Here is a 20409-nt window from a genome sequence, read left to right as displayed (position 1 = left end):
GCAGTTCCCAAAGCCCCGCCTAGAGCGGGGCTTGTTGTTTCTGAAGACAGGAGAAATGGTACATGGCTAAAAATGGTGTAAGCAGCGGCGAGACCCTGGACTTTATCGCGCCGGCGGGTGGCGCAGTGGCTGGCGTGCCGGTGGTGATCAATGACCTGGTGCTGGTCCCCATCAGCGGTGGCCCGGTCGGCACCAAGTTGGTGGGCTTTACCCGTGGTGAGTGGCGCGTGGCGGCAAGCGGCGCGCTGACGACGGGGCAGAAAGTCAACGTCAAGGCCGGGGTGCTGGTGGCCCCGGCCACCGCCGATTCGGTGCCGTTCGGCAAGCTGACCAGCGACATGGTCAGCAACATGGCCACCGCGTTGTTGATCCCCTGATGGCGGCTGATCGCTTTCGCGAGCGGGCGGCGCGGATGGACGCGGTGCTGGTCGATCGCCTCGGCGATCAGGCCACCCTGGCCGATGGCTCGACGATTCGCGGCGCGTTTGCGTCGCCTTTCCTCGGGGCGCAGATCGGCGCCAAGGCGAGCGGTTATCGCCTGGGCGCCTCGATCAACACTGACCAGGTCAAAGAGCCCACCTTCACGGTGCGGGCGGTGGATGCCGCCAAGGTGCCGCGTGGGGCATTTATCACCATCGACCTGACGCCCGAAGACGGCGGCGGGCGTTACAAGCTGGTCAGGCCTGAGCCGGATGGCGCGGGCATGGTTGACCTGGTGCTGGGGGCGGACAATGAGCGAGCAGACGACATCCGATGAGGCCGCTGTCAGCGAACTGACGGCGTTGCATGAGGCCATTGAGGCCGAGTTTAAGGCGCGCATACCGGCCTTCAAGCATGTCGAGGCCTATGCCGAGTTGGGCAAGGACATGGGCGAGCCGGCGTTACTGTTCGCGATGACCGGGGCCGCGCCGGCACCGGACACCGGCACCGGCAAAACCGCCTTGAATTGCCGGTTTCAGGCGGCGGTGCTGGTCGACGCAACCCGTACCCGGGCGCCGTTGCAAGCGGCCATTCTGGCCAGCCGCGTGGCGGTGGTGTTGCGTGGGCAGCACTGGGATTTGGACTTTGTGGAAGCGCCGACGCATATCCAGGTGCAGCCGGACGGCTCGGTGCCGGAGCTGGCGCAATTTTGCGTGTGGGTCGTCGAGTGGTTTCAAGTCGTGCACTTTGGCGAACTTGAATGGGCCTGGGAAGATGAGCCGCCCGGCTCGCTGCTGTTCGCCATTCATCCGGGCGCGGTTGATCCTGACGCGCCGCTGGTGGCGCCGGAGGACGCATGAGTTACGCCGGCGCCGAGCATGACCGCATGCTGGCCGGGCTGGTCAAGCCGTGCTACGTGGTCGCCCTGGACCTGGCAGCGGTGCCGCCGGCGTGTCGGGTCTCGGACGGCGAATGGGTCAGCGCCTGGGTGCGCTGGCACAGCCTGGCGGCGGGCAAGGCGCGGCACTGGCGGGTGCCCAGCATGAACGAACAGGGCGTGCTGATCAGTACCAGCGGTGACGTGTCGCAAGGCACCTTTGTGCCGGGGCTGTACGGCAACGCGGGACCGGCCCCGGACAGCCGCGACCATGTCGAGCGCTGGCTGTTCGACGATGGCGGCTCGCTGACTTACGACTGGGAGGCCAAGCGTTACAGCATTGTTTTGCCGAGCGGGTCGGTGGAAATCGAGGTCGGCAGTTCGGCCGCGACCGTGACGGATAACGCCGTGGTGGTGACGTCCGGCGCGATCGCCCTGGACGGTGATGTCACGATTTACGGTGACGTGTTGGTCAATGGCGCGTTACGCGTAACGGCCGACATTCTCGGCGGGGGATCAATCATCGACACCGCCGGCAACACGGCGAACCATCAGCACTAAACGCAACCCTTTAACCAGCCCGCCGCGTGCGGGCTTTTTGTTACCTGGAGAAAACTGTGGCCAATCCCACTCCCCCCAAGGCCGAGGCGGAAAGCCCGCGGCCGATCACTTACCAGGACACCGCATTCACGTCGCGGACCCTGATCATGAGCAGTGGCCGACAGCATGCGGTAGCCGCCGGCAAAGTCACGGTCAGCGGTGCCGACGCCGAGGCGCTGGCGTTCCTCGACAAAGACCCGGCTTTCCAGCGCTTGCCGGAGTAAACCCATGATCGGAATGGACCGCCATACAGGGTTGCCGATTTCGGGCATCGAGCATTTGCGCCAGTCCATTGCCGACATCCTCGGCACGCCACTGGGCTCGCGGGTGATGTTGCCCGAGTACGGCAGCAAGGTGCGCCGCTTCGTCGACCTGCCGGTTAACGCCGGTTGGAAAAGCGCGGTGCAGGCCGAGGCGGCCCGCGCCTTGGGACGCTGGGAAAAACGCCTGGTGCTGGAAAGTATCCAGGTGGTGGCGGTGCTGGATGGGCAAGTGCGCTTTCGCTTGCGCGGCACCTTCGACGATTCGCAGATTGATACAGAGGTGGACGCATGAGCACTCTGGACCTGGCCAGCTTGCCGGCGCCGACCGTGATCGAGGCGCTGAGCTATGAAGAGTATTACCAGCAGGCATTGACCGAGTTTCGCGGGCTGATGGGTGCCAACTGGAACGCCGCCCTGGAGTCGGACCCGGTGGTCAAGCTGCTGGAGCGGGCGGCCTATGAAAAGCTGATGACCCGGGCGCGGATCAACGACGCGGCCAAGGCGCAGTTGGTGGCCTTTGCGCGCAAGTCCGACCTCGATCACCTGGCGGCCAACTACAACGTCAAGCGCCTGACCGTGATCGAGGCCGACCCTACGGCCGTGCCGCCGATCGAGGCGCAGTACGAGGAAGACGATTCGCTGATGGAGCGGGTACTGCTGGCGTTCGAGGGCATGGCCGTGGCGGGGCCGAGCGGCGCCTATGAGTTTCACGCGCTGTCGGCCGATGGTCGGGTGGCCGATGCCAAGGCCAGCAGTCCAAGCCCGGCCACGGTGCTGGTGAGCATCCTCAACCGGCTCAATGGTGGCGTCGCCACCGAAGACCTGTTGAACAAGGTCCGCATAGCGCTGAGCGACGAGACCATTCGCCCGGTCGGCGATCGGGTGATTGTGCAGTCGGCCGAGCTGATCGATTACGAGATTGAGGCGGTGCTGTACCTGTACCCGGGGCCGGAAAACGAACTGAGCCTGATCGAGGCCAACGCGTCCAAGAACCGCTACATCAACACCCAGCGCCGTTTGGGTCGGGACATTCGGCGCTCGGCGATCCATGCCGCGCTGCATGTGTCGCGGGTGCAGCGGGTCGAGTTGATCAAACCGGCGGCGGATGTGGTGATCGCCGATCACCAGGCGGCCAACTGCATCAGCTCGCTGGTGACGATCGGGGGCACCGATGAATGATGCCAGCCTGTTGCCGTCCAACCGCACGCCGCTGGAGCAGGCCCTGGCGCAAGTGGGCCTGGAAAACCCGGGGCTGGCGGACGTGCTGCGCGACACCAAGTCGCCGGAAAATTGCTCGGCGAACATGCTGCCCTGGCTGGCCATTGAACGCAGCGTGGACCGCTGGGACCCGGATTGGTCGGAGGACATCAAGCGCAAGGCGGTGCGCGCGTCGTTCGAGATTCACAAGCGCAAGGGCACGATCGCGGCGCTGCGCCAGGTGGTCGAGCCGTTCGCCGACATCATCGAAATTGTCGAGTGGTGGCAGCTGGAACCGATGGGGCCGCCGGGCACCTTTAGCCTTGGCCTGGCGTTGCTCGATACCGGCCTGAGCGATCGCGGCATTACCGAGCTGGAACGGATGATCATCGACACCAAGCCGGTCAGCCGGCACTTGGTAGGCCTGAGCATCACCTACAGCCCGAACGGGGTGTTCCACCTGGGCGCGGCCGTGTTCTCGGGCGATGAAACCGAAATCCTGTCGCCGGAGCTGATGGCGGGGGACTTCCTCGACCTTGAATTGATCATGCTGGCCAACGACCTGAACTATTTCAGCAACCAACTATTACCCGGACTGATGAGGGTTACATGAGCGAACTTTCAGACCGCCAGCGCGCCGCCATCGAATTGCTGGAGGCGGCGGCGCAAGTGGCGCACGACATCGTGCACAAGCCGGCCGGGGAGGTCGTCGACACCGAGTCGGGGCCGACTCCGACCTTTCAGGCGCTGTCCGGGATGATTCTCAATCTGGTGGGCGGGCTGTTGCTGCCGCGCCGTGTGGCGATCGCTTCGGCGGGCGCGGCGCTGGCCTTGGACGTGGCCTATACCGACGGGGTGTCGTTCTTTGACGTGACCCTGGATCAGCCGAACTGCGCGCTGACGTTTCTCAATACGGCGGTGCCGGCGGGTTATACCTGGTCGTTTACCGTGCGCCTGGTGCAAGGCACCGGGGCCAACCAGGTGACGTTTCCGGCCGCCATTCAATGGTCGGGCAATCGGCCGCCGCTGCTGGCGTATGAAGCCGGCGCGGCCGACCTGGTGACGTTCACCTGGGACGGCGCGCAGTTGATCGGTTTACATGAGGGGAGCTGGTTCAATGTTTCAAGTCCCGCTTAACAGTCGGCGCCCGACCAGCCAGAAATCCATGCTGGCCAGTGCCCTGAGCATGATCGAAGGGCACCACCGCTTTCTGCAACGCAACACCGGCGACACCACCGACGCCACGCTGCAGCACTACGTGCAAAACACTCAGGGCGTGCTGGCGAATAACCGGCATTTCATCGCGCACTCACAGATGGAGTATCAGCCCAACGGCGACGGCACCACCGAGGGACAGTCCTTGCAGATCCTCGGTTATGCGCATGCCTACCTGGCCACGCGGGACCCGCGTTACCTGGAGGCGGCGGTGTGGTACTGGGAAGCCTATGAGGCGTATTTCTACGCGGGCCAACCGATCCCCGACACGCCGCAACGACGGATTGCCAACTGGATCGTCAATGCCAAGGAGCCGGTGCTGGCCAACTGGCCGATCAACGTCGCCGAGCCCACGCACAGCGGGTTCAAGGGCGTGGAATTCACCTTCAGCAACGGCGCGCTGGCGATTCCACATGGGTCGCCGCACTGGGGCGAGTACCTGGACAAGGCCACGTTTGCCTTTGACGGGGTGCTGGCCTGGGATGCGATCAACGCGTCAGTCCAGGGCGTGAAACCGGACGGTGCAACCGACTGGGACCAGGGCGGCGTGCAGTATGACGTCGACTGGATCATTGCCTGGACCGGGCAGAAAATCACCCTGGACGGCGACGTGTTGTCGGAGGGGCATCCGCTGGCCGAACGCGGCCAGGTGCAGCTGAAAAACACCGGCGTCAACGGCGTGCACAAGTTCAACTACGCGACCCGGCAACCGGTCGAGCATGGCGGCTACCTGATCCCGCGTAACGCGGTGCAACACAACCGGCCGCTGCATGTGCCGCTACTGGGCAGCGTCAACCAGATGGGCAACGCGGCGGACGGCGAAGAGTGGTACATGGACGCCTGTTATCTGCTGTGGCGGATCACCGGCGAAAGTCGCTACAAGAAAGCCATGGACGCGTGCCGCTTTACCGCGCACGAGTACACGCAGATCGACTCGACCGACCGCTTTTTTCGGCAGAGCACGACGGCGGGTACGCCGTTTACCGATGGCATTTCCTATGAGTTCACCTACCCGGAGGCGATCACGCCGGTGCTGGGCCGCGACTCGCTGGGGTACATCACGATTCAGACCGACGCGGCGGCCCAGGTGTCGATCGAGCAGCAATCGGTATGGTTTCGCATTGCCCCGGATTCGCTGGTGCGCACCTGTTACGGCGGCGTCGACATCAACAACGGTCCGCTGACGGCCAAGGTGGAATTGACCATTTCCCAGGACAAGGCCGAGGGCAGTGGCATCAAGTACGGCTGTGCGCTGCCCAAGTCAGTGTCCAGCGTCGAGTTGGTGACGCACGACATACCGCTGTCGCAGTTCACCCGCCTGACCAAGGACGACGGCAGCGAGTACATCATGGCCGACCTGCGCGCCGTGTCGAGTTCGGACGATATCGTCTCGGTGGAGGGTTACGAACCGGCGATTTTTGAAGGGCGCGCCGGCACGGTGGTGAAATCGTTTTTCCCCAATGATGAGGGCTGGTACTCGATCGGGCATTACCTGCTGGCCAGCGAAAAAGCGCCGCTGCACAGCATCACCTATCGGGCGGACGGCTATTTCAACTTGCGCTTTTCCGATGACGACGGCTGGCGTTGGTGGTGGATGCTGCCGCCGACTGACGGCGCCTTTGTCACCCTGCAGATTCGACCGGAGGACGCGATGCTGTCGAGCTATCAGCCGGGCGCGGCGGGGCGGCCTGATCCGGCGGCGCCGGTGTATTCGCAGATCGAGGGATTCAGCATTTTGATGGATTCCTCGGATACCAACCTGACCTTTGAATATTACTGCGTTAACGAGCTGCCGCCGGCCTTCGCCGAGGAAGACGGCTACACGCTGCAATATCGGTTGACGGTCAGCGGCCAGGCGAAGTTTCGGGCGTTGGTGGGCGATTGCACGATCCGCGATTACCGCAACGATTCATTGGCCTATTGCCCCGGGGTGATCCCGTTTTCCAACATCTACTCGGAGGGCGCCGACCAGATCGGCGCGTGGCACGGTATGCCCTACCCGGGCTATCAGTACCCGTTTATTTACTGCGTCGATCCGCTGAATCAGTACGGCGCCGAACTGCAGCACATGGTCGATTTTCTGTACGACTCGCAGCAATGGTATCAGCAGCGGTTCGGCCAACTCGGCCCGGGCGCCTCGGCCTACGTGTGGAACCGCTGGGACAACTACAAGTACGGCGACCCGGACACCTGGACCATGCACCACTGGGGCACCGGCACCGCCTGGAGCGGCTACCAGCCTCGGGCCATGATGGGCGCCTGTCGCGCCTGGTATGAGCTGGTGCACCAGGGCAAGCCGGTGCCGCCCAAGCTGATCGCCTACGCGGAAAACTGGATCACCTGGTTGATTCAGTTTGTGAAGGCGCACGACGGTGTATTGCCCACGGATTTCCCCATGGCCAGCGTGCCGCAACCGGTGCCGGACGACTTCACCGGACACACGTCCGGCCTGTGGCTAGCTGGGGCCTGCCTGGCGGGTTTGGCGGGCAGTCAGGTGGCAGAGCTGGACGTGTTGATTGAGGCTTGCGTCAGCGAGCTGCAACAGCACTACGTGGTTACGCCCGTACCGGGCCAGCCCATGAACGGCAGTTGGTCGCCGGCGGTACGCCTGGGCACCGATAACGGCATGTTCTTCGGCTTTTGGGCCGGGGAGATCCTGCGCGGCCTGAGCCTGTACATCCAGTACCGCACCCTCGGGGCGGGGGCGAACATCTACGGCGCGCCGCTCCCGGCGTAGCCATTCAAGGCCCGGCCGGTCAGGCGGGCGCAGACTTCAAGACAAGGCGCAGGTATGGCAGAGCAGGATATTCTTTATATCGCGATGCTGACGGAGGTGGGCGCGGCGCAGTTGGCCAAGTCCATTGCCAACGGCACGCCGTGGAAAATCCCCAGGATGGCGGTCGGGGATGGCAATGGGGTGACGCCGCTCCCGTCGAAATTGCAAAAGAAGCTGATCAACGAAAAGCTTCGTTTCGGCCTCAACCGGTTGACGGTGCAGAGCGAAAAATCGGCGATCGTCGCCGAGGGCATTCTGTTGCCCGAGATGGGCGGTTGGTGGGTGCGCGAGGTCGGCCTGTACGACGACGCCGGGCTGTTGATCGCGGTGGCCAGCTACCCGGCTACCTACAAACCTGTGCGCGAGCAGGGCAGCGGACGCACCCAGGTGATCCGCCTGGTGATCCAGATCAGCAGCACGGCCACCGTGCAAATCATCAACGACCCGAACACGGTCACGGCGACCCTCGGGGTGGTGCAGGAAGCGATCGACCAAGGCGAAGCGGCCAGCGCGCGCAAGCTGAAGACGCCGCGCACCATCGCGCTCACGGGTGACGCCACGGGGCAGGGTCAGTTCGACGGCACGGCGGCCTTGAGCATTGCCCTGGCGCTGTCCAAGACCGGCGTGGCCGGCGGCACCTACACCAAGGTCACGGTCGACGACAAAGGCCGGGTGAAATCGGCGGGCAATCTGGCGGCGGCGGACATTCCGGCGCTCGATGCGACCAAGATCACCAGCGGCACGTTGGACCGCAACACCACCGGCAACGCCGGCACGGCGACCAAGTTGCAGACCGCGCGCAAGATCAGCTACAGCGGCGACCTGGCGGGCAATGGGCTGTTCGACGGCTCGGGCAACGTGGACATCAACTTGACGCTGGGCAACAGCGGCGTGGCGGCCGGCAGTTACGGCAAGGTCAGGGTCAATGCCAAGGGCCTGGTGGTGGAAGGCCTGGCACTGACGGCGGCGGACATTCCGGCGCTCGATGCGAGCAAGATCACCACCGGCACCCTGAGCCGCCCCACCACCGGCAACGCCGGGTCCGCGACCAAGTGGCAGAACCCCCGGGCGCTGACCTTCAGCGGCGCGGCGACGGGCGGGGGTTGGATGGATGGCACCGGGAACCTGGACATTGGTTTGACCTTGGCCGGCTTGGATGCCAGCGCCATGGTCTCGGGTCAACTGCCGCTGTGGCGCGGTGGCACCGGCGGCTGGGACGCGGCGTCGGCCCGGGCGAATATTGGCGCCGCGTCGCCGGCGTCGCTGTGGCACAGCGCTAATGGTTTTTGGTGGGATAAAAACACCGGGCTGTTTGTGCAATGGGGTGTCCGCGAACTCGGGGACATGCCCGGCGGGATGTGGAATGTGGCGTTCGGCTTCAACTGGGGCTTTGATACGGCACCTTTTATTTTGATTCCCGTGATTACCCAACTGGCTGGCGGCCGGACGGCGGCCGCGACGGTGACGTGTGCCATGAACGAAGGTTCATTGACCACCGCCGGCTTCACCCTGAGTTTCACTGAGCATGACCAGAACGTGCAGAACTTCGGCGTGCGCTGGCTCGCCGTGGGCTACCGCTTGACCCCGATGTAATTCAGGCAATACCCCGTTTCACGCAACCGCCGACTGGCGGTTTTTTCGTTTTTTAGGAGAGCGTTTTATGAGTGGCTTCTTTCACGGTGTCACGACCAGCCTGGTCGAGTCCGGCGCCCGCATTATCAGTTTGCCGTCGTCGTCGATCATCGGCCTAGTCGACACCTTTACCCCGGGGCTGGGTCTGGTTGAGGACAACGTGCCCACCCTGCTGACCACTCCCCGCGAGGCGGTGGCCGCGTTTGGTGCTGACTCGCCGATCACCAAGGCCGCGCTGACGATTTTTGACCAGGCAGCGGCGGCCATTGTGGCGGTTGGGGTGACGTCCTCGGGCGAGGCGGCGGCGGTGACCAGCGCAGTGATCGGCGGTGTCCAGGCGAACGGTAAGCGCACCGGCCTGCAAGCCCTGCTGGACGGCAAGAGCCTGTTCAACCTTCAGCCGCGCCTGGTCGTGGCCCCCAAGCACAGCGCGACCGAAGCGGTGGCCGTGGCCATGGGCGTGCTGGTGGGCAAGCTGGGGGCGATCGGCATCGTCGACGGTCCGGGCACGACCGACGAGGCCGCGATTGCCTACGCCACCGAGCTGAGCGGCAAGCGCCTGTTCCTGGTCGACCCGGGCATCAAGCGCTGGAACACCACCACCGAGGCGGAGGAGATCCTGCCAGGCTCGGCCATGGTGGCCGGTCTGTTCGCGCAGACCGATGCGCGTTATGGCTTCTGGTCGTCGCCGTCGAACAAGGAAGTCGCCGGCATCACCGGCACCGGCCGCGCCGTGGAGTACCTGGACAACGATCCGTCGTGCCGGGCCAACATCCTCAACAACGCCAAGATCACCACCATCATTCGCGACGGCGGGTATCGCCTGTGGGGCAACCGCACCCTGTCCAGCGACGCGAAATGGTCGTTTGTCACCCGGGTGCGCACCGTGGACATGGTTATGGCGGCGATTCAGGCGGGCCACCGTTGGGCGGTCGACCTGGGTATCACCAAGACTTACATCAAGGAAGTGACCGAAGGCCTTAATGCCTTTATGCGCGACCTCAAGGCCCAGGGCGCGGTGATCAACTTCGAGGTCTTTGCCGACCCCGAGCGCAACACCGCGACCCAGATCGAGCAGGGCAAGGTGGTCTGGTCGATTCGTTTCTCTGATGTGCCGCCGGCGGAAAACCCGATTTTCGAAGTCGAGGTAACCAACCAGTGGATGACCGAAGTTCTCGACGTAGCCTAAGGAGGCGCGCACATGATTCCTGAAGTACTGCACAACACCAACATGTTCGTCGGCGGTATCAGCCTGCAAGGCGATGTCCCGAGCCTGAATTTGCCCAAGCTTTCGGTCAAGGTCGAGGAATACCGCGCCGGCGGTATGGATGCGCCGATCGACATGGACATGGGTCTGGAGAAACTGGAGGCCAGCTTTACCACCAACGGCGTGCGCCGCGAGGTGCTGAAGCACTTCGGCGCCTTCGATCAGACCGGCTTTAACGCTTCGTTCCGGGGCGCGTTCAAGGGTCAGAAGGGCACGACCAAGGCGGTGGTGGCCACCCTGCGTGGCGGCCTGCGTGAAGTCGATCCGGGGGAGTGGAAGGCGGGCGAAAAAGCCGAGTTCAAATACGCGGTCTCCGTGACCTATTACAAGCTGGAAATCGACGGCCGGGTGATGTTCGAAATCGACCCGGTCAACTGCGTACGCGTCATTGATGGCGTGGATCAACTGGCCGCTGAACGCGCCGCCTTGGGCATTTAAGGACTAAGACGATGACGATTGCCAAGAAAATGCCAAGCTGGCTGGAACTGACCGATGAGGGCGCGAACATCACCTTGCGCACCGCTTCGGAGATCAACCAGGTGAAAGTCCAGCGCGTTAGCCTGCGCTCGCCCACGGTGACCGAGTTGCGCGCCGCCACCCTGCAAGCCGGTGGCGATGCGGAAAAGCGCGAGCTGATCCTGTTTGCCACCCTGGCGGACGCCGGCACCAAGGACCTGGAGGCGCTGACGATCGTGGACTACAACCGCATTCAGGCCGGCTATTTTCGCCTGGTCGAAGATGATGAACCTTACCCCTACGACGCTTAAAGCGGTGGCCAAGCAGTTGGCCCGAGAGTTCCATTTCTCGGCCAGCGAAATCGAAGCCATGCGGTTCGACCGCATGCTTTGGTGGCTCACGGATTGAGCCTTCCCTCTCGTTACGCGTAACAGGGCATTCCTATGGCAAACAAGATGGCGCTCGGCCTGGTGATCGGCGGTGCGGTCAGCTCGACCGTGGGCGCCGCATTCCGGGACGTGGAAAACCGCGTCAAGACACTGAGTGACAAGGGCAAAAAAGCGCGGGTGCTGCAAAGCACCATCGGCGAAACCATGCGCCTGCGCGATGAGTGGAAAAAGGCCCACGACGCGGGCGAAAAAGGCGCCGCCGGGCTGTTACGACGCCTGGAAAACAACCTCACGGTCTTGCGCAAGGAAGGCATCGAGGTCGGCCGCCTGGCTCGGGAGTATGACCGCCTGGGCCGGGCCGGGCGCAGCGCTGAGTTGCAGGCCAAGGGGCGCCACCAGATTGACCAGGGCAAGCAGGGGCTACGCAATGGCATTGCGCAGGCCACTGTCGGCGCCGGCGTGGTGGCGATCCCGGCCAAGATCAGCGCGGACTATCAAGCGATCATCCGGGACATTGCGATCAAGGCCGGGGTGGCTAAGACCGACCAAGAAGCGCAGATGTCGCGCCGGGTGATTCAGACGTCGCAGGACGTCGGCATGGGCCGCAACGACGTGGCCAACGTGGTTAACCAGCTGGTCGGCGCCGGCATGGAGCTGCGCCAGGCGCTGGAGTTCGCCCCGGTGGCCGCCAAGTTTGTGGTCGGTCAGGGTTCGACCGGGGTCGACACCGCCAAGATGATTTATGCGTTGCAAAGCAACGCCAAGATCACCGACCCCAAGCAGCTGGAAAAGGCCTTGGAGGCGGTCGCCTTCCAAGGCCAGGCGGGCAGCTTTGAGGCCAGCGACATGGCGCGCTGGTTCCCGGAATTGCTGGCCGGCATGCAGAAGCAGGGCATCACCGGCATGGACGCGGTAACGCAACTGGGCTCGATGCTCCAGGTGCAAATGAAGACCGCCGGCAGCGCCGATGAGGCGGCCAACAACCTCAAGAACTGGATGGAAAAAATCGGTTCCGGGGATGTGGTCAAGGCTTACCAGGACGCCGGCATTGATTACCAGAAGTCGCTCAACGACGGCATTCAAAACGGCATGTCGACGCTGGAGGCGAGTTTCGGTCTGGCCAAGAAGTACATCGAAACCACCGACCCGAAAAAGGCCCGGGAAATGGCCGAGGCGACGGCCAAGATCAACAAGGAGACCGACCCGGCCAAGGCCAAGGAAATGCTCGCCAACCTGGAGCAGATGCTGCGCACCGGCGACATTTTCGCGGACATGCAGGTCAAGTCGGCGCTGGCCGCCTACGTGCAGAACAAGGCCTTGTATGACCAGCTGAAAAAGGATGCGGGTAACGCCTCGGGCATTCTCGATAAGAACCTGGCCGAACGTCGCGATACGTCGTCGCAAAAGTGGAACGAGGCGCTGCAAGCGGGCAACGATGCGTTGCGCAGCGTGGGTGATGCGATTCGGCCCGCCACTGACGCGCTGGCCAGCGGGTTGACCTCGGCGGCCAAGGGCATTACCAGCATCAGCGATGCGTCGCCGATGCTGGTCATGGGCCTGACCGGCCTGGGCGCCAGTGCGCTGGCGGCCATGACGGTGCTGAAAACCATCAAGATCGGCCGGGGCGTGTTCAACGTCGGCCGGGGTCGGCTGGGAGCGCGTGACGGCGGGGCCCCGGACGCCGATTCGCCGGCGCCGCGAGCCGGCGCACGCCGTGATCCGGTGGACACCGGCCGGACTGGGCGCGATGCCTTGGGCGGGGGCAAGCCGGGCGAAACGGCCGGCGCCGCGCACATTCAAAAGGTGTTTGTGGTCAACGCCGGGGACTTCGGCGGGCCGGGTACGGGGGGCGGCAGTCGTCGCGCGCCGCGTCGGTCGCGGCGCCCCGGGGCGCCACCACCACCCCCGGCGGCACCGTCGACGTCCGCCGGGTTGGGCTTCAGGGATGTGGCCGGGACGGTGGGCAAGATGGGCAAGCTGGGCAAGGCGCTCCCGGGCGAGGCGGTGTTTGAGGCGGGTATCAAGGCCTTTGAGACGTTCAACACGGCCAAGACCGACGACGAAAAGGGCGAAGGGTACGGCGCCGCCGCCGGCGGCCTGGCGGGGAGCATGGCCGGTGCGGCCGCCGGCGCGGCGATCGGTTCGGTGGTGCCCATCCTTGGCACGGCGGTGGGCGGCATGGTCGGCGCCATGCTGGGCGCGATGGGGGGCGAATCGCTGGGGGCGATGCTGGGCAAGTCGACGTTCGCCAAGTCGCTGTTTGGCAGTGAGTCGGCGCCGGGGGATGTCGTGCGCTCGATGACGGCGCAGACGGGCCCGCCGCAACCACCATCGCCGCTGTTGCTCAAGCCGGAGATCAAGCCGGCCCCGATCGAGCAGAAAATCACCTTTGCCCCGCATATGCCGATCGCGATCCAGGGCGACGTTAAGGACCCGGCTGAGTTGACCCGCCAGCTGGACACGATGCTACAGGACCGATTCCGCGACTTTTCGCGGGAGCTGGAAGACTCGGCCCGCCGGGCCAATGCTCGCCAACTGTACGACAGCCCGCACGTCGGGTAAGGAGGTGCCATGGCCTACATGGAACAGATGCAAAGCACCCTCGGTTATCTGGCGTCGGCCGGTGAGGCGGGGCGGCGCAGCCTGGACGGCATGCTGGGTCCGGTCAACGGCGCGATCAGCGAAATCACCGGCGCCGCGTCGGAGCTGGAAAGCCTGCCGATCGTGGGGCCGATCGTTGGCGAGAAACTACAGCGGGTGATGCGCGGCATCAGCACCGCCCAGGCCAATGTCGGCCGGGTGGTGGCGGTCTACAACCAGGCCACGCGCGCCGTCTCGCAGATCGATGAGCGTTTGGGCGTATTGGGCGTGCAGGCGGCCCGGGCCAAAAGCGCGATCAACCAGATCGCCGGCAAGCTCAATCCGGCGCTGGGCGACATCCTGCCCACCAGCGTGTTTGCCCCGAACGAAACGCCGGCGGTGGAGGCGATCAAGGCCTTTCCGCACCTGCTGATTCTTCAGCCGCACAAGACCAGCGCGCAGCCGTATTACTTCAACCTGGACACGGCCGCCTTTGACGAGCTGCGTCGGCAAAGCGCGTTCCGCTGGGCAAGCCAGGAGCGGCTGACGCGGCGCCAGGCGCAACAGGCGGTCGGCATCGGCGATGAGAAAATGACCCTCAAGGGCGCGATCTTTCCCGGGCACAAGGGCGGGCTCAAGCAGTTGGACACCCTGCGCAGCATCGGCAACCAGTTGCTGCCGCTGGGGTTGACTACCGGTTACGGGCTGGTCCTGGGCGACTGGTGCCTGACCAGTATCGAGGAAGAACAAAGCGCCCTGTTGCAGGGTGGTATCCCGCGCAAACAAGCCTTTACCCTGGAGTTTGTCCGCTATGGCGAGGACCTGCAGAACCTCTGACGGGGACGTGCTGTACACCCTCTGTCACAACTATTACGGCCACCTGGACGGCAGCGTCGAGGCGGTCCTTGAGGCCAACCCCGGGTTGTCGGTCGAGGTCCAGCCGTATCGCGGCGGGCTGCTGATCGTGCTGCCCGAGCTGGCCCGGGCCAGCGATGACCAGGTGATCCAGTTGTGGTCCTAAGCGTTACGTGTAACGACCTGTTGAAATTCCCCCGAGCCCCGCCTAAGTGCGGGGCTTTTTCTTGGAGCCGCCATGACCCCCCTGTTTCGTATCGTTGCCAACGGCAGCGACATTACCCGCCTGATCAACGACCGCCTGCTGTTGCTGCGCACCCTGGACAAGCCCGGTATGGAGTCGGACGAATTCGAGTTGCGCATTGATGACCGTGACGGCGCCGTGTCGCTACCCGAGCGCGGGGCCAGCATCGAAATCTATTTAGGTTATGCCGAAACCAGCCTGGTGCGCCTGGGGCGTTACTCGGTCGACGAGATCGAGCTGTCCGGCCCACCGGATACCCTGGTGATCCGGGGCAAGGCCAGCGACATGCGCGGCAGTGGCAAGACCACCCGCAACGGCAGCTGGGAAGGCGTCAGCCTGGCGGCGATCGTGGCCACCGTCGCCCGGCGCAACGGCTGGGAGCCGGCCTGTACCGTGGGCACGATCGTGCCCCGGGCTGACCAGCTCGGCGAATCGGATTTTAATTTCATCACCCGCTTGGCCCGGCAGCACGATTGCACCGCCAAGGTGGCGGACGGCAAGTTGTTGGTCATGCCGCGACAGGGTGGCATCACGGCCAGCGGCAAGGCCTTTGGCGTCGTGACCATCACCCGGGCCGATGTCAGCCGCTTTTCATTCCGCCTCGGAGATCGCTCGACCCACCAGGCGGTTAACGCCCAGTACCAGGACCAGGCCACCGGCAAGCTGACGGTGGTCAGCCTGGGCAATGCCGACGCACCGGACGGCCTGCCGCCGGTGCATACCGATCGGCATATTCACCCGAACAAGACCGCCGCCGAGCAGGCCGTCAAGGCACGCCTGGCCGCGTTCAACCGCTCGACTGCCGCCGTGCGCCTGGAAATGCCCGGGCGTACCGACCTGTTTGCCGAGCGGGTAATTAACGCCTCGGGCTTCAAGGTCGGGCTCGATGGTGAGTACCTGGTGGATTCCCTGGAGCAGGTATTCACCCAGTCCGGCTGGTCGACCACCGTTGAATGCAACGGCGGCAAGCAGGGCAAGGCCAAGGCTAAAGGCAAGAAGCCCGCCACGCCGCTGAGAGTCGTTTCCCCGCTGTGATCCCCTTTTTCTCTGACCGCCTACGGGCGGTTTTTTTATGCCTGGAGTTCATGCAATGGCTTACCTTCCGCTTACCCAACAGCACCTGCTGGCCATCTTGCCCAACTGCCGGCCGGTGGTCGGTGTCTTCCTGCCGGCGCTCAACCGCGCCATGGCCCGCTTTGATATCAACACCCGGGCACGCCAGGCGGCGTTTCTGGCGCAGATCGGCCACGAGTCGGCGCAGCTGACCAAGTTGTCGGAAAGCCTGTACTACAAGGACGCCGAGCGGGTCGCGCAGCTGTTCAAGTATGGCTTTGACCTGAACCACAACGGCCGCGTCGATCCGGCCGAAGTCGAGTTTGCCAAGGGTTATGTGCGCAATTCGGAAAAGCTGGCCAACCGGGTTTATGGCGGCCGTTACGGTAACGGTCCCGAGGTGTCCGGCGACGGCTACAAGTACCGCGCGCGCGGCCTGATCGGCATCACCTTTCACGACAACTACCGGCTGTGCGGCAAGGCCCTGGGTGTGCCCCTGGTCGAGCAACCCGAGCTGCTGGAGCAGGCGGAATACGCGGCGCTGTCGGCGGCCTGGTTCTGGTGGGATCGCAACTTGAGCGAAAAGGCCGACCTCGGGATGTTCGACGGCATCAGCAGCATGATCAACGGCGGCGGCAATGGCCGGGCCGAGCGCCGCGAGCTGTGGGCTAAGGCCAAGGCGGTGCTATGCGCCTGATCGATCTGATTCCGCCGGCGCTGCGACCCTGGGCAGTGGCCCTGGTGCTGCTGGCGATCGCCGGCGCAGCCGCTAGCGGCGCCTGGCAGGTGCAGGACTGGCGTTATGGCAAGGAACTGGCCGAGCAAGGCCGGCCAGGTCGATCAGGCGGCGCTCAAGCGCGCCGAGGATGCCCTGGCCGCGCTGGCGATCGAGCAGGGCAAGCGGCTGGCACTGGAGGGCCGGCTAAAGACCAGCGATGAAACCCACTACAAGGTGCTCAAGGATGCAAAGGAAACTCAGCAACGCCTGTCTGATGGCCTTGCCACTGCTACTGTCCGGCTGTCAGTCCTTCTTGCCACCGGCCCCGGCCGAGCCGGCGGTGACGGGCTGTCAGCAACTGCCAGCGCCAGCGGCGTGGTTCATGGAGCCACAAGAGCCGAACTTGACCCCGCGCATGCTCAACGAATTGTCGCCATCACCGACGCCGGCGACCAAGGACTGATAGCGTTGGCGGCGTGCCAAGCGTACGTGCGGGAACTGCATAAATAGGGATTGTGTTTCGGTCGGCAGGACGCCGGAGATAAGGGAGACTACTGTAGGAATATCCAACGCTAAGTTATTGATTCTTATAGAGCTATATGGCTGTTTTGTACCTCCGCCGATACCCTTCATTTTCCTTTACATCAATAGGTTACGTCTGCCTCATGGTCACCTTGACATGGTGGTACCCAGAACCGCCCGCGACTGCGAATTCCTAAGGTTTCAGGTCAAACAGGTAACTGGCAATATACTCGCCACGTTGCGCGAACTCTTCGATATCGCTTTCGAATGCCCCCACGTCCCCTGGGCGGTGCTCTTTCAGGCAGGACGCGATTGCTTTCCGAAAATCCTCCGAGCTTATTTGTACGCCAAGCTCATCAAATGCTGCTTTCAACGCACGGTGGAAGCGCTGGTCGTCCATCGGATGACCGGTATGCCAAGTGTCCACACGTAGCCAGGGTTTCAGCAGGAGCGAGAGTTTTTCAATATCCATATTTGCCTCAACGTTAAATCAACCGAGGGCGGTCGGAAGTCCGTACCAATTTTTGTACCACTGCGTGTGTTTCGCATCAGTTTGGTGGGTGTCGCAGGGTAGGCAAACCCCAATAAACATTGGGGTTTGTCACTCAGGGGAACCCAGCAAAACCCATTTTTAATATTAGGAGTATGGCTGAAGAACTGTCGATGGTTGTTCGATGTTCAGGTGAAAGTGCCTCTGAACCTGAGAAAAACAGGCTTTTCCGGCGGATGGTCGAGCTTTTTCTGTGGGCGAAAAAAACCCCGCGATTGGCGGGGTTCTTTTATGCGGCGCTGCAAGCAAGCGTGAACTCAGCCGTGCAGTGTTTCCGCGGCGTACAGCGTGTTTTCCAGCAGGCAGGCGCGGGTCATCGGCCCAACGCCACCCGGAACCGGAGTGATCCAGCCAGCGCGGGGCAGGGCGGCTTCGTAGGTCACGTCGCCGACCAGCTTGCCGTCTTCCTGGCGATTGATGCCGACGTCGATCACGATCGCGCCTTCCTTGATCCATTCACCTTTGACCAGGCCCGGCTTGCCGGCGGCAACCACCACCAGATCGGCGCGACCGACATGGCCCGCCAGATCCTTGGTGAAGCGGTGGGTAACGGTCACGGTGCAACCGGCCAGCAGCAGTTCCATCGCCATCGGGCGGCCAACAATGTTGGAAGCCCCGACAATGACCGCATCCATCCCGTATAGATCGGCACCGGTGCTTTCCAGCAACGTCATGATGCCTTTGGGCGTGCACGGGCGTAGCAGCGGAATGCGCTGGGCCAGGCGGCCAACGTTATAAGGGTGGAAACCGTCGACGTCCTTGTCAGGACGAATGCGCTCCAGCAATTTGGAGGCGTCCAGGTGTTCAGGTAAAGGCAGCTGAAGCAGAATGCCGTCGATCGCCGGGTCGTCGTTCAGGCGATCGATCAGATCGGTCAGTGCTTCTTGAGTGGTTTCGGCAGGCAGGTCATAGGCTTGGGAAAGGAAGCCGACCTCTTCACAGTCTTTACGCTTGTGCGAGACATAAACCTGAGAGGCAGGATCGCTGCCGACCAGGATCACTGCGAGGCCGGGCGTGCGCAGGCCTTGCTGGCGACGCTCGGCGACTCGTTTGGCGATCTGCTGGCGCAGGCTGGCGGCGATCGATTTGCCGTCGATTAGTTGTGCAGTCATTGCGCGTGATTAACCATCGAGAGGGGAAAAAAAGAGAGCGCATTCTCGCATGTCATGAGGTGAGGGCAAAGGCGCTTGGTCTGCAAATTCCCCTAACCCCTTTAATTAAATGAATTTTTTATAAAAAGGATTTGACGCCCTTTGGGGGGCTCTATACTATTCGTCGCACTTGTCGGGCACAGCCTAGCACTGGTTGAGAAGGTCGAGCGGAATCAAGGTTCTGCAAGACTGAAAAGCACTTAGTTTGTAGTCCTTCAAGGTTACAGCTAACAAGGCGCCCGTAGCTCAGCTGGATAGAGCATCCGCCTTCTAAGCGGATGGTCGCAGGTTCGAGTCCTGCCGGGTGCGCCATTAGGCAGCTTTGGCACAAGTAGCGCGATATGGTGGGCGTAGCTCAGTTGGTAGAGCACGGGATTGTGACTCCCGTTGTCGTGGGTTCGATCCCCATCGTCCACCCCATATTTCGAAAGGCGCCAGATTAACAGTCTGGCGCCTTTGCTTTAACAGCTTTGATTCGCGGATGTGGTGGAATTGGTAGACACACTGGATTTAGGTTCCAGCGCCGCGAGGCGTAAGAGTTCGAGTCTCTTCATCCGCACCAAATAAAACTTCGCTCATGCCAGTGGCATGATTGGGGTTCAACAAAGAAGTCGTTCATTCTTTGTAACGCAATATGGTGGGCGTAGCTCAGTTGGTAGAGCACGGGATTGTGACTCCCGTTGTCGTGGGTTCGATCCCCATCGTCCACCCCATATTTCGAAAGGCGCCAGATTTAACAGTCTGGCGCCTTTTTTGTTTCAGTGGCCGCAGGTTCTGGGTCGCAGCGGCGGGGCATTTCGTCGTATTTATGTTTCTCGATGATGCCGCGCTGCCCGCCGGCCTTGCTCGCAAGATCGGCTGTCAGGGAGATTGTTGGCAGTCTCTTCTATATATAGAAGGGTTGGTGCAGAGCCCCGGCATGACTAGCTGTATTTGCTAACAGGGCGAGGCACAACCGTTTGTCCCCGCCTATAAATTGCCTGCTGCTTTTTTACCCGTTTTCAGTAGGGTGACTTCTTGAGTTTGACCCACTAGAATGCATGCCCTTGGTGCGACACGCGTGGCGTGTCTCCTAAACTTCGAGGTGTAGAGTCATCTTGAAGGGTTTTCGAAAGAGAGCCGAGAGCTTGGGTGCCCAATCCCAAGAAACAAAACCCTCCCAGAAGTCCAATGCCTTCAAGGACTTGCCGCAGCGGCGGTGGCAAACTCAAGGTCGATTAGCGCTCGGTGGCTCGACCGCAGTACTGGATTTCCGGTATTGGAGTGCCTACTACACATCAGCCCTATTCAGGGCTAAACCCATGCGGGAGAGAATCCCCGCTGGGGTTCCCTCCTGCTTTTGAAACAGGAGGTAACAATTCTTTGAGCATGCTGCCTCGGCAGTCCCTGTTCACATCAAACCGGAGACATGAGCGAAAGCTCTGTCTGTCATTGTCCAACCATTGCCTGTTCGGAGTGGCAGCGGACTCGTTGTGCGACCAACGATAGCCTAGGAAGACATGCGTCACTGGTAACGGTGGGGTGTGAAGCTCTTCCAACAATGTAGCCCCCGTATGGGTGCGTCTTCGCCGTGAGGCGGAGCGCAGATGCTCGGAGCAGTACCGGGTTGAGGCGCTAGGCTGGCTGGTATGGGTAACACAAGTG

At 62.8% G+C, this 20409-nt stretch carries 21 protein-coding genes, 4 tRNA genes and 1 pseudogene; 24 read left to right on the top strand and 2 right to left on the bottom strand.

Annotated features, from left to right (window positions below; translation table 11 throughout):
- Window positions 1-62 precede the first annotated feature (62 nt).
- The 20 genes and pseudogenes from IC37_RS01305 (at window position 63) to IC37_RS01210 (ending at window position 17052) form a co-directional block, all read left to right on the top strand.
- A complete protein-coding gene (locus tag IC37_RS01305) occupies window positions 63-377 on the top strand; it encodes a capsid cement protein (protein WP_030130848.1) in 315 nt (104 codons plus the stop codon).
- Window positions 377-757, top strand: coding sequence for a hypothetical protein (locus IC37_RS01300; protein ID WP_030130849.1), 381 nt, complete (start codon window positions 377-379; stop codon window positions 755-757). Before IC37_RS01305 ends, IC37_RS01300 begins: the two co-directional genes overlap by 1 nt.
- Window positions 732-1280: a hypothetical protein gene (locus IC37_RS01295; RefSeq protein WP_033864917.1), complete on the top strand. Its 549-nt coding sequence runs from the start codon at window positions 732-734 to the stop codon at window positions 1278-1280. Before IC37_RS01300 ends, IC37_RS01295 begins: the two co-directional genes overlap by 26 nt.
- The gene (locus IC37_RS01290; protein WP_030130851.1) at window positions 1277-1858 is read left to right on the top strand and encodes a phage baseplate assembly protein V; all 582 of its coding nucleotides are present in this window, start codon (window positions 1277-1279) and stop codon (window positions 1856-1858) included. The genes IC37_RS01295 and IC37_RS01290 overlap by 4 nt, the downstream gene beginning before the upstream one ends.
- Before the next feature lie 56 nt (window positions 1859-1914).
- Window positions 1915-2121, top strand: coding sequence for a hypothetical protein (locus tag IC37_RS01285; protein WP_051414840.1), 207 nt, complete (start codon window positions 1915-1917; stop codon window positions 2119-2121).
- Between the two features lie 4 nt (window positions 2122-2125).
- Window positions 2126-2452 (top strand): GPW/gp25 family protein, encoded by a 327-nt coding sequence (locus IC37_RS01280; protein ID WP_030130853.1) that lies wholly within the window; start codon window positions 2126-2128, stop codon window positions 2450-2452.
- A complete protein-coding gene (locus IC37_RS01275; protein WP_030130854.1) occupies window positions 2449-3339 on the top strand; it encodes a baseplate J/gp47 family protein in 891 nt (296 codons plus the stop codon). The genes IC37_RS01280 and IC37_RS01275 overlap by 4 nt, the downstream gene beginning before the upstream one ends.
- Entirely contained in the window at window positions 3332-3970 is a 639-nt protein-coding gene (locus IC37_RS01270; protein ID WP_030130855.1) for a phage tail protein I, read from the top strand. The genes IC37_RS01275 and IC37_RS01270 overlap by 8 nt, the downstream gene beginning before the upstream one ends.
- On the top strand, window positions 3967-4494 hold the full coding sequence (locus IC37_RS01265; RefSeq protein WP_030130856.1) for a hypothetical protein: 528 nt from the start codon (window positions 3967-3969) through the stop codon (window positions 4492-4494). Before IC37_RS01270 ends, IC37_RS01265 begins: the two co-directional genes overlap by 4 nt.
- Window positions 4475-7309: a hypothetical protein gene (locus IC37_RS01260; RefSeq protein WP_030130857.1), complete on the top strand. Its 2835-nt coding sequence runs from the start codon at window positions 4475-4477 to the stop codon at window positions 7307-7309. Before IC37_RS01265 ends, IC37_RS01260 begins: the two co-directional genes overlap by 20 nt.
- Before the next feature lie 54 nt (window positions 7310-7363).
- On the top strand, window positions 7364-8941 hold the full coding sequence (locus IC37_RS01255) for a phage tail protein (protein WP_030130858.1): 1578 nt from the start codon (window positions 7364-7366) through the stop codon (window positions 8939-8941).
- A 67-nt stretch (window positions 8942-9008) separates the two neighbouring features.
- Window positions 9009-10169, top strand: a complete 1161-nt coding sequence (locus IC37_RS01250; protein ID WP_030130859.1) for a phage tail sheath family protein — start codon at window positions 9009-9011, stop codon at window positions 10167-10169.
- A gap of 12 nt (window positions 10170-10181) precedes the next feature.
- Window positions 10182-10685, top strand: coding sequence for a phage major tail tube protein (locus tag IC37_RS01245; RefSeq protein WP_030130860.1), 504 nt, complete (start codon window positions 10182-10184; stop codon window positions 10683-10685).
- 11 nt (window positions 10686-10696) lie between these two features.
- Window positions 10697-11014, top strand: coding sequence for a phage tail assembly protein (locus IC37_RS01240; RefSeq protein WP_030130861.1), 318 nt, complete (start codon window positions 10697-10699; stop codon window positions 11012-11014).
- Between the two features lie 132 nt (window positions 11015-11146).
- Complete coding sequence (locus tag IC37_RS01235; RefSeq protein WP_030130862.1) at window positions 11147-13654, top strand: phage tail tape measure protein; 2508 nt, start codon at window positions 11147-11149, stop codon at window positions 13652-13654.
- Between the two features lie 9 nt (window positions 13655-13663).
- Entirely contained in the window at window positions 13664-14509 is an 846-nt protein-coding gene (locus IC37_RS01230) for a phage tail protein (protein ID WP_030130863.1), read from the top strand.
- Window positions 14484-14693, top strand: coding sequence for a tail protein X (locus IC37_RS01225; RefSeq protein WP_030130864.1), 210 nt, complete (start codon window positions 14484-14486; stop codon window positions 14691-14693). The genes IC37_RS01230 and IC37_RS01225 overlap by 26 nt, the downstream gene beginning before the upstream one ends.
- 72 nt (window positions 14694-14765) lie before the next feature.
- Window positions 14766-15806 (top strand): phage late control D family protein, encoded by a 1041-nt coding sequence (locus tag IC37_RS01220; RefSeq protein ID WP_030130865.1) that lies wholly within the window; start codon window positions 14766-14768, stop codon window positions 15804-15806.
- Window positions 15807-15861: 55 nt separating this feature from the next.
- Window positions 15862-16521 carry a glycoside hydrolase family 19 protein gene (locus IC37_RS01215; RefSeq protein WP_030130866.1) on the top strand — a complete coding sequence of 220 codons (660 nt, stop codon included), beginning with the start codon at window positions 15862-15864 and terminating at the stop codon, window positions 16519-16521.
- Window positions 16512-17052 (top strand): annotated as a pseudogene (locus IC37_RS01210) (lysis protein). The gene IC37_RS01215 and the pseudogene IC37_RS01210 overlap by 10 nt, the downstream one beginning before the upstream one ends.
- A gap of 205 nt (window positions 17053-17257) precedes the next feature.
- On the opposite strand, the gene IC37_RS01205 reads toward IC37_RS01210, so the two are convergent.
- Both IC37_RS01205 and folD read right to left on the bottom strand, forming a co-directional pair.
- Window positions 17258-17536 (bottom strand): hypothetical protein, encoded by a 279-nt coding sequence (locus IC37_RS01205; protein WP_030130867.1) that lies wholly within the window; start codon window positions 17534-17536, stop codon window positions 17258-17260.
- A 335-nt stretch (window positions 17537-17871) separates the two neighbouring features.
- On the bottom strand, window positions 17872-18726 hold the full coding sequence (gene folD / locus IC37_RS01200; protein ID WP_030130868.1) for a bifunctional methylenetetrahydrofolate dehydrogenase/methenyltetrahydrofolate cyclohydrolase FolD: 855 nt from the start codon (window positions 18724-18726) through the stop codon (window positions 17872-17874).
- Window positions 18727-19000: 274 nt separating this feature from the next.
- On the opposite strand from folD, the gene IC37_RS01195 reads away from it, so the two are divergent.
- From IC37_RS01195 to IC37_RS01180, 4 genes are all read left to right on the top strand, one after another.
- Window positions 19001-19077 (top strand) — tRNA-Arg (locus tag IC37_RS01195).
- 32 nt (window positions 19078-19109) lie between these two features.
- Window positions 19110-19185, top strand: a tRNA-His gene (locus IC37_RS01190).
- A gap of 57 nt (window positions 19186-19242) precedes the next feature.
- Window positions 19243-19327, top strand: a tRNA-Leu gene (locus tag IC37_RS01185).
- A 75-nt stretch (window positions 19328-19402) separates the two neighbouring features.
- Window positions 19403-19478 (top strand) — tRNA-His (locus IC37_RS01180).
- Window positions 19479-20409 lie beyond the last annotated feature (931 nt).

The sequence above is a fragment of the Pseudomonas sp. QTF5 genome (assembly GCF_000512695.2).
GTDB lineage: Bacteria > Pseudomonadota > Gammaproteobacteria > Pseudomonadales > Pseudomonadaceae > Aquipseudomonas.
This window is presented reverse-complemented; position numbering and strand designations above follow the sequence as displayed.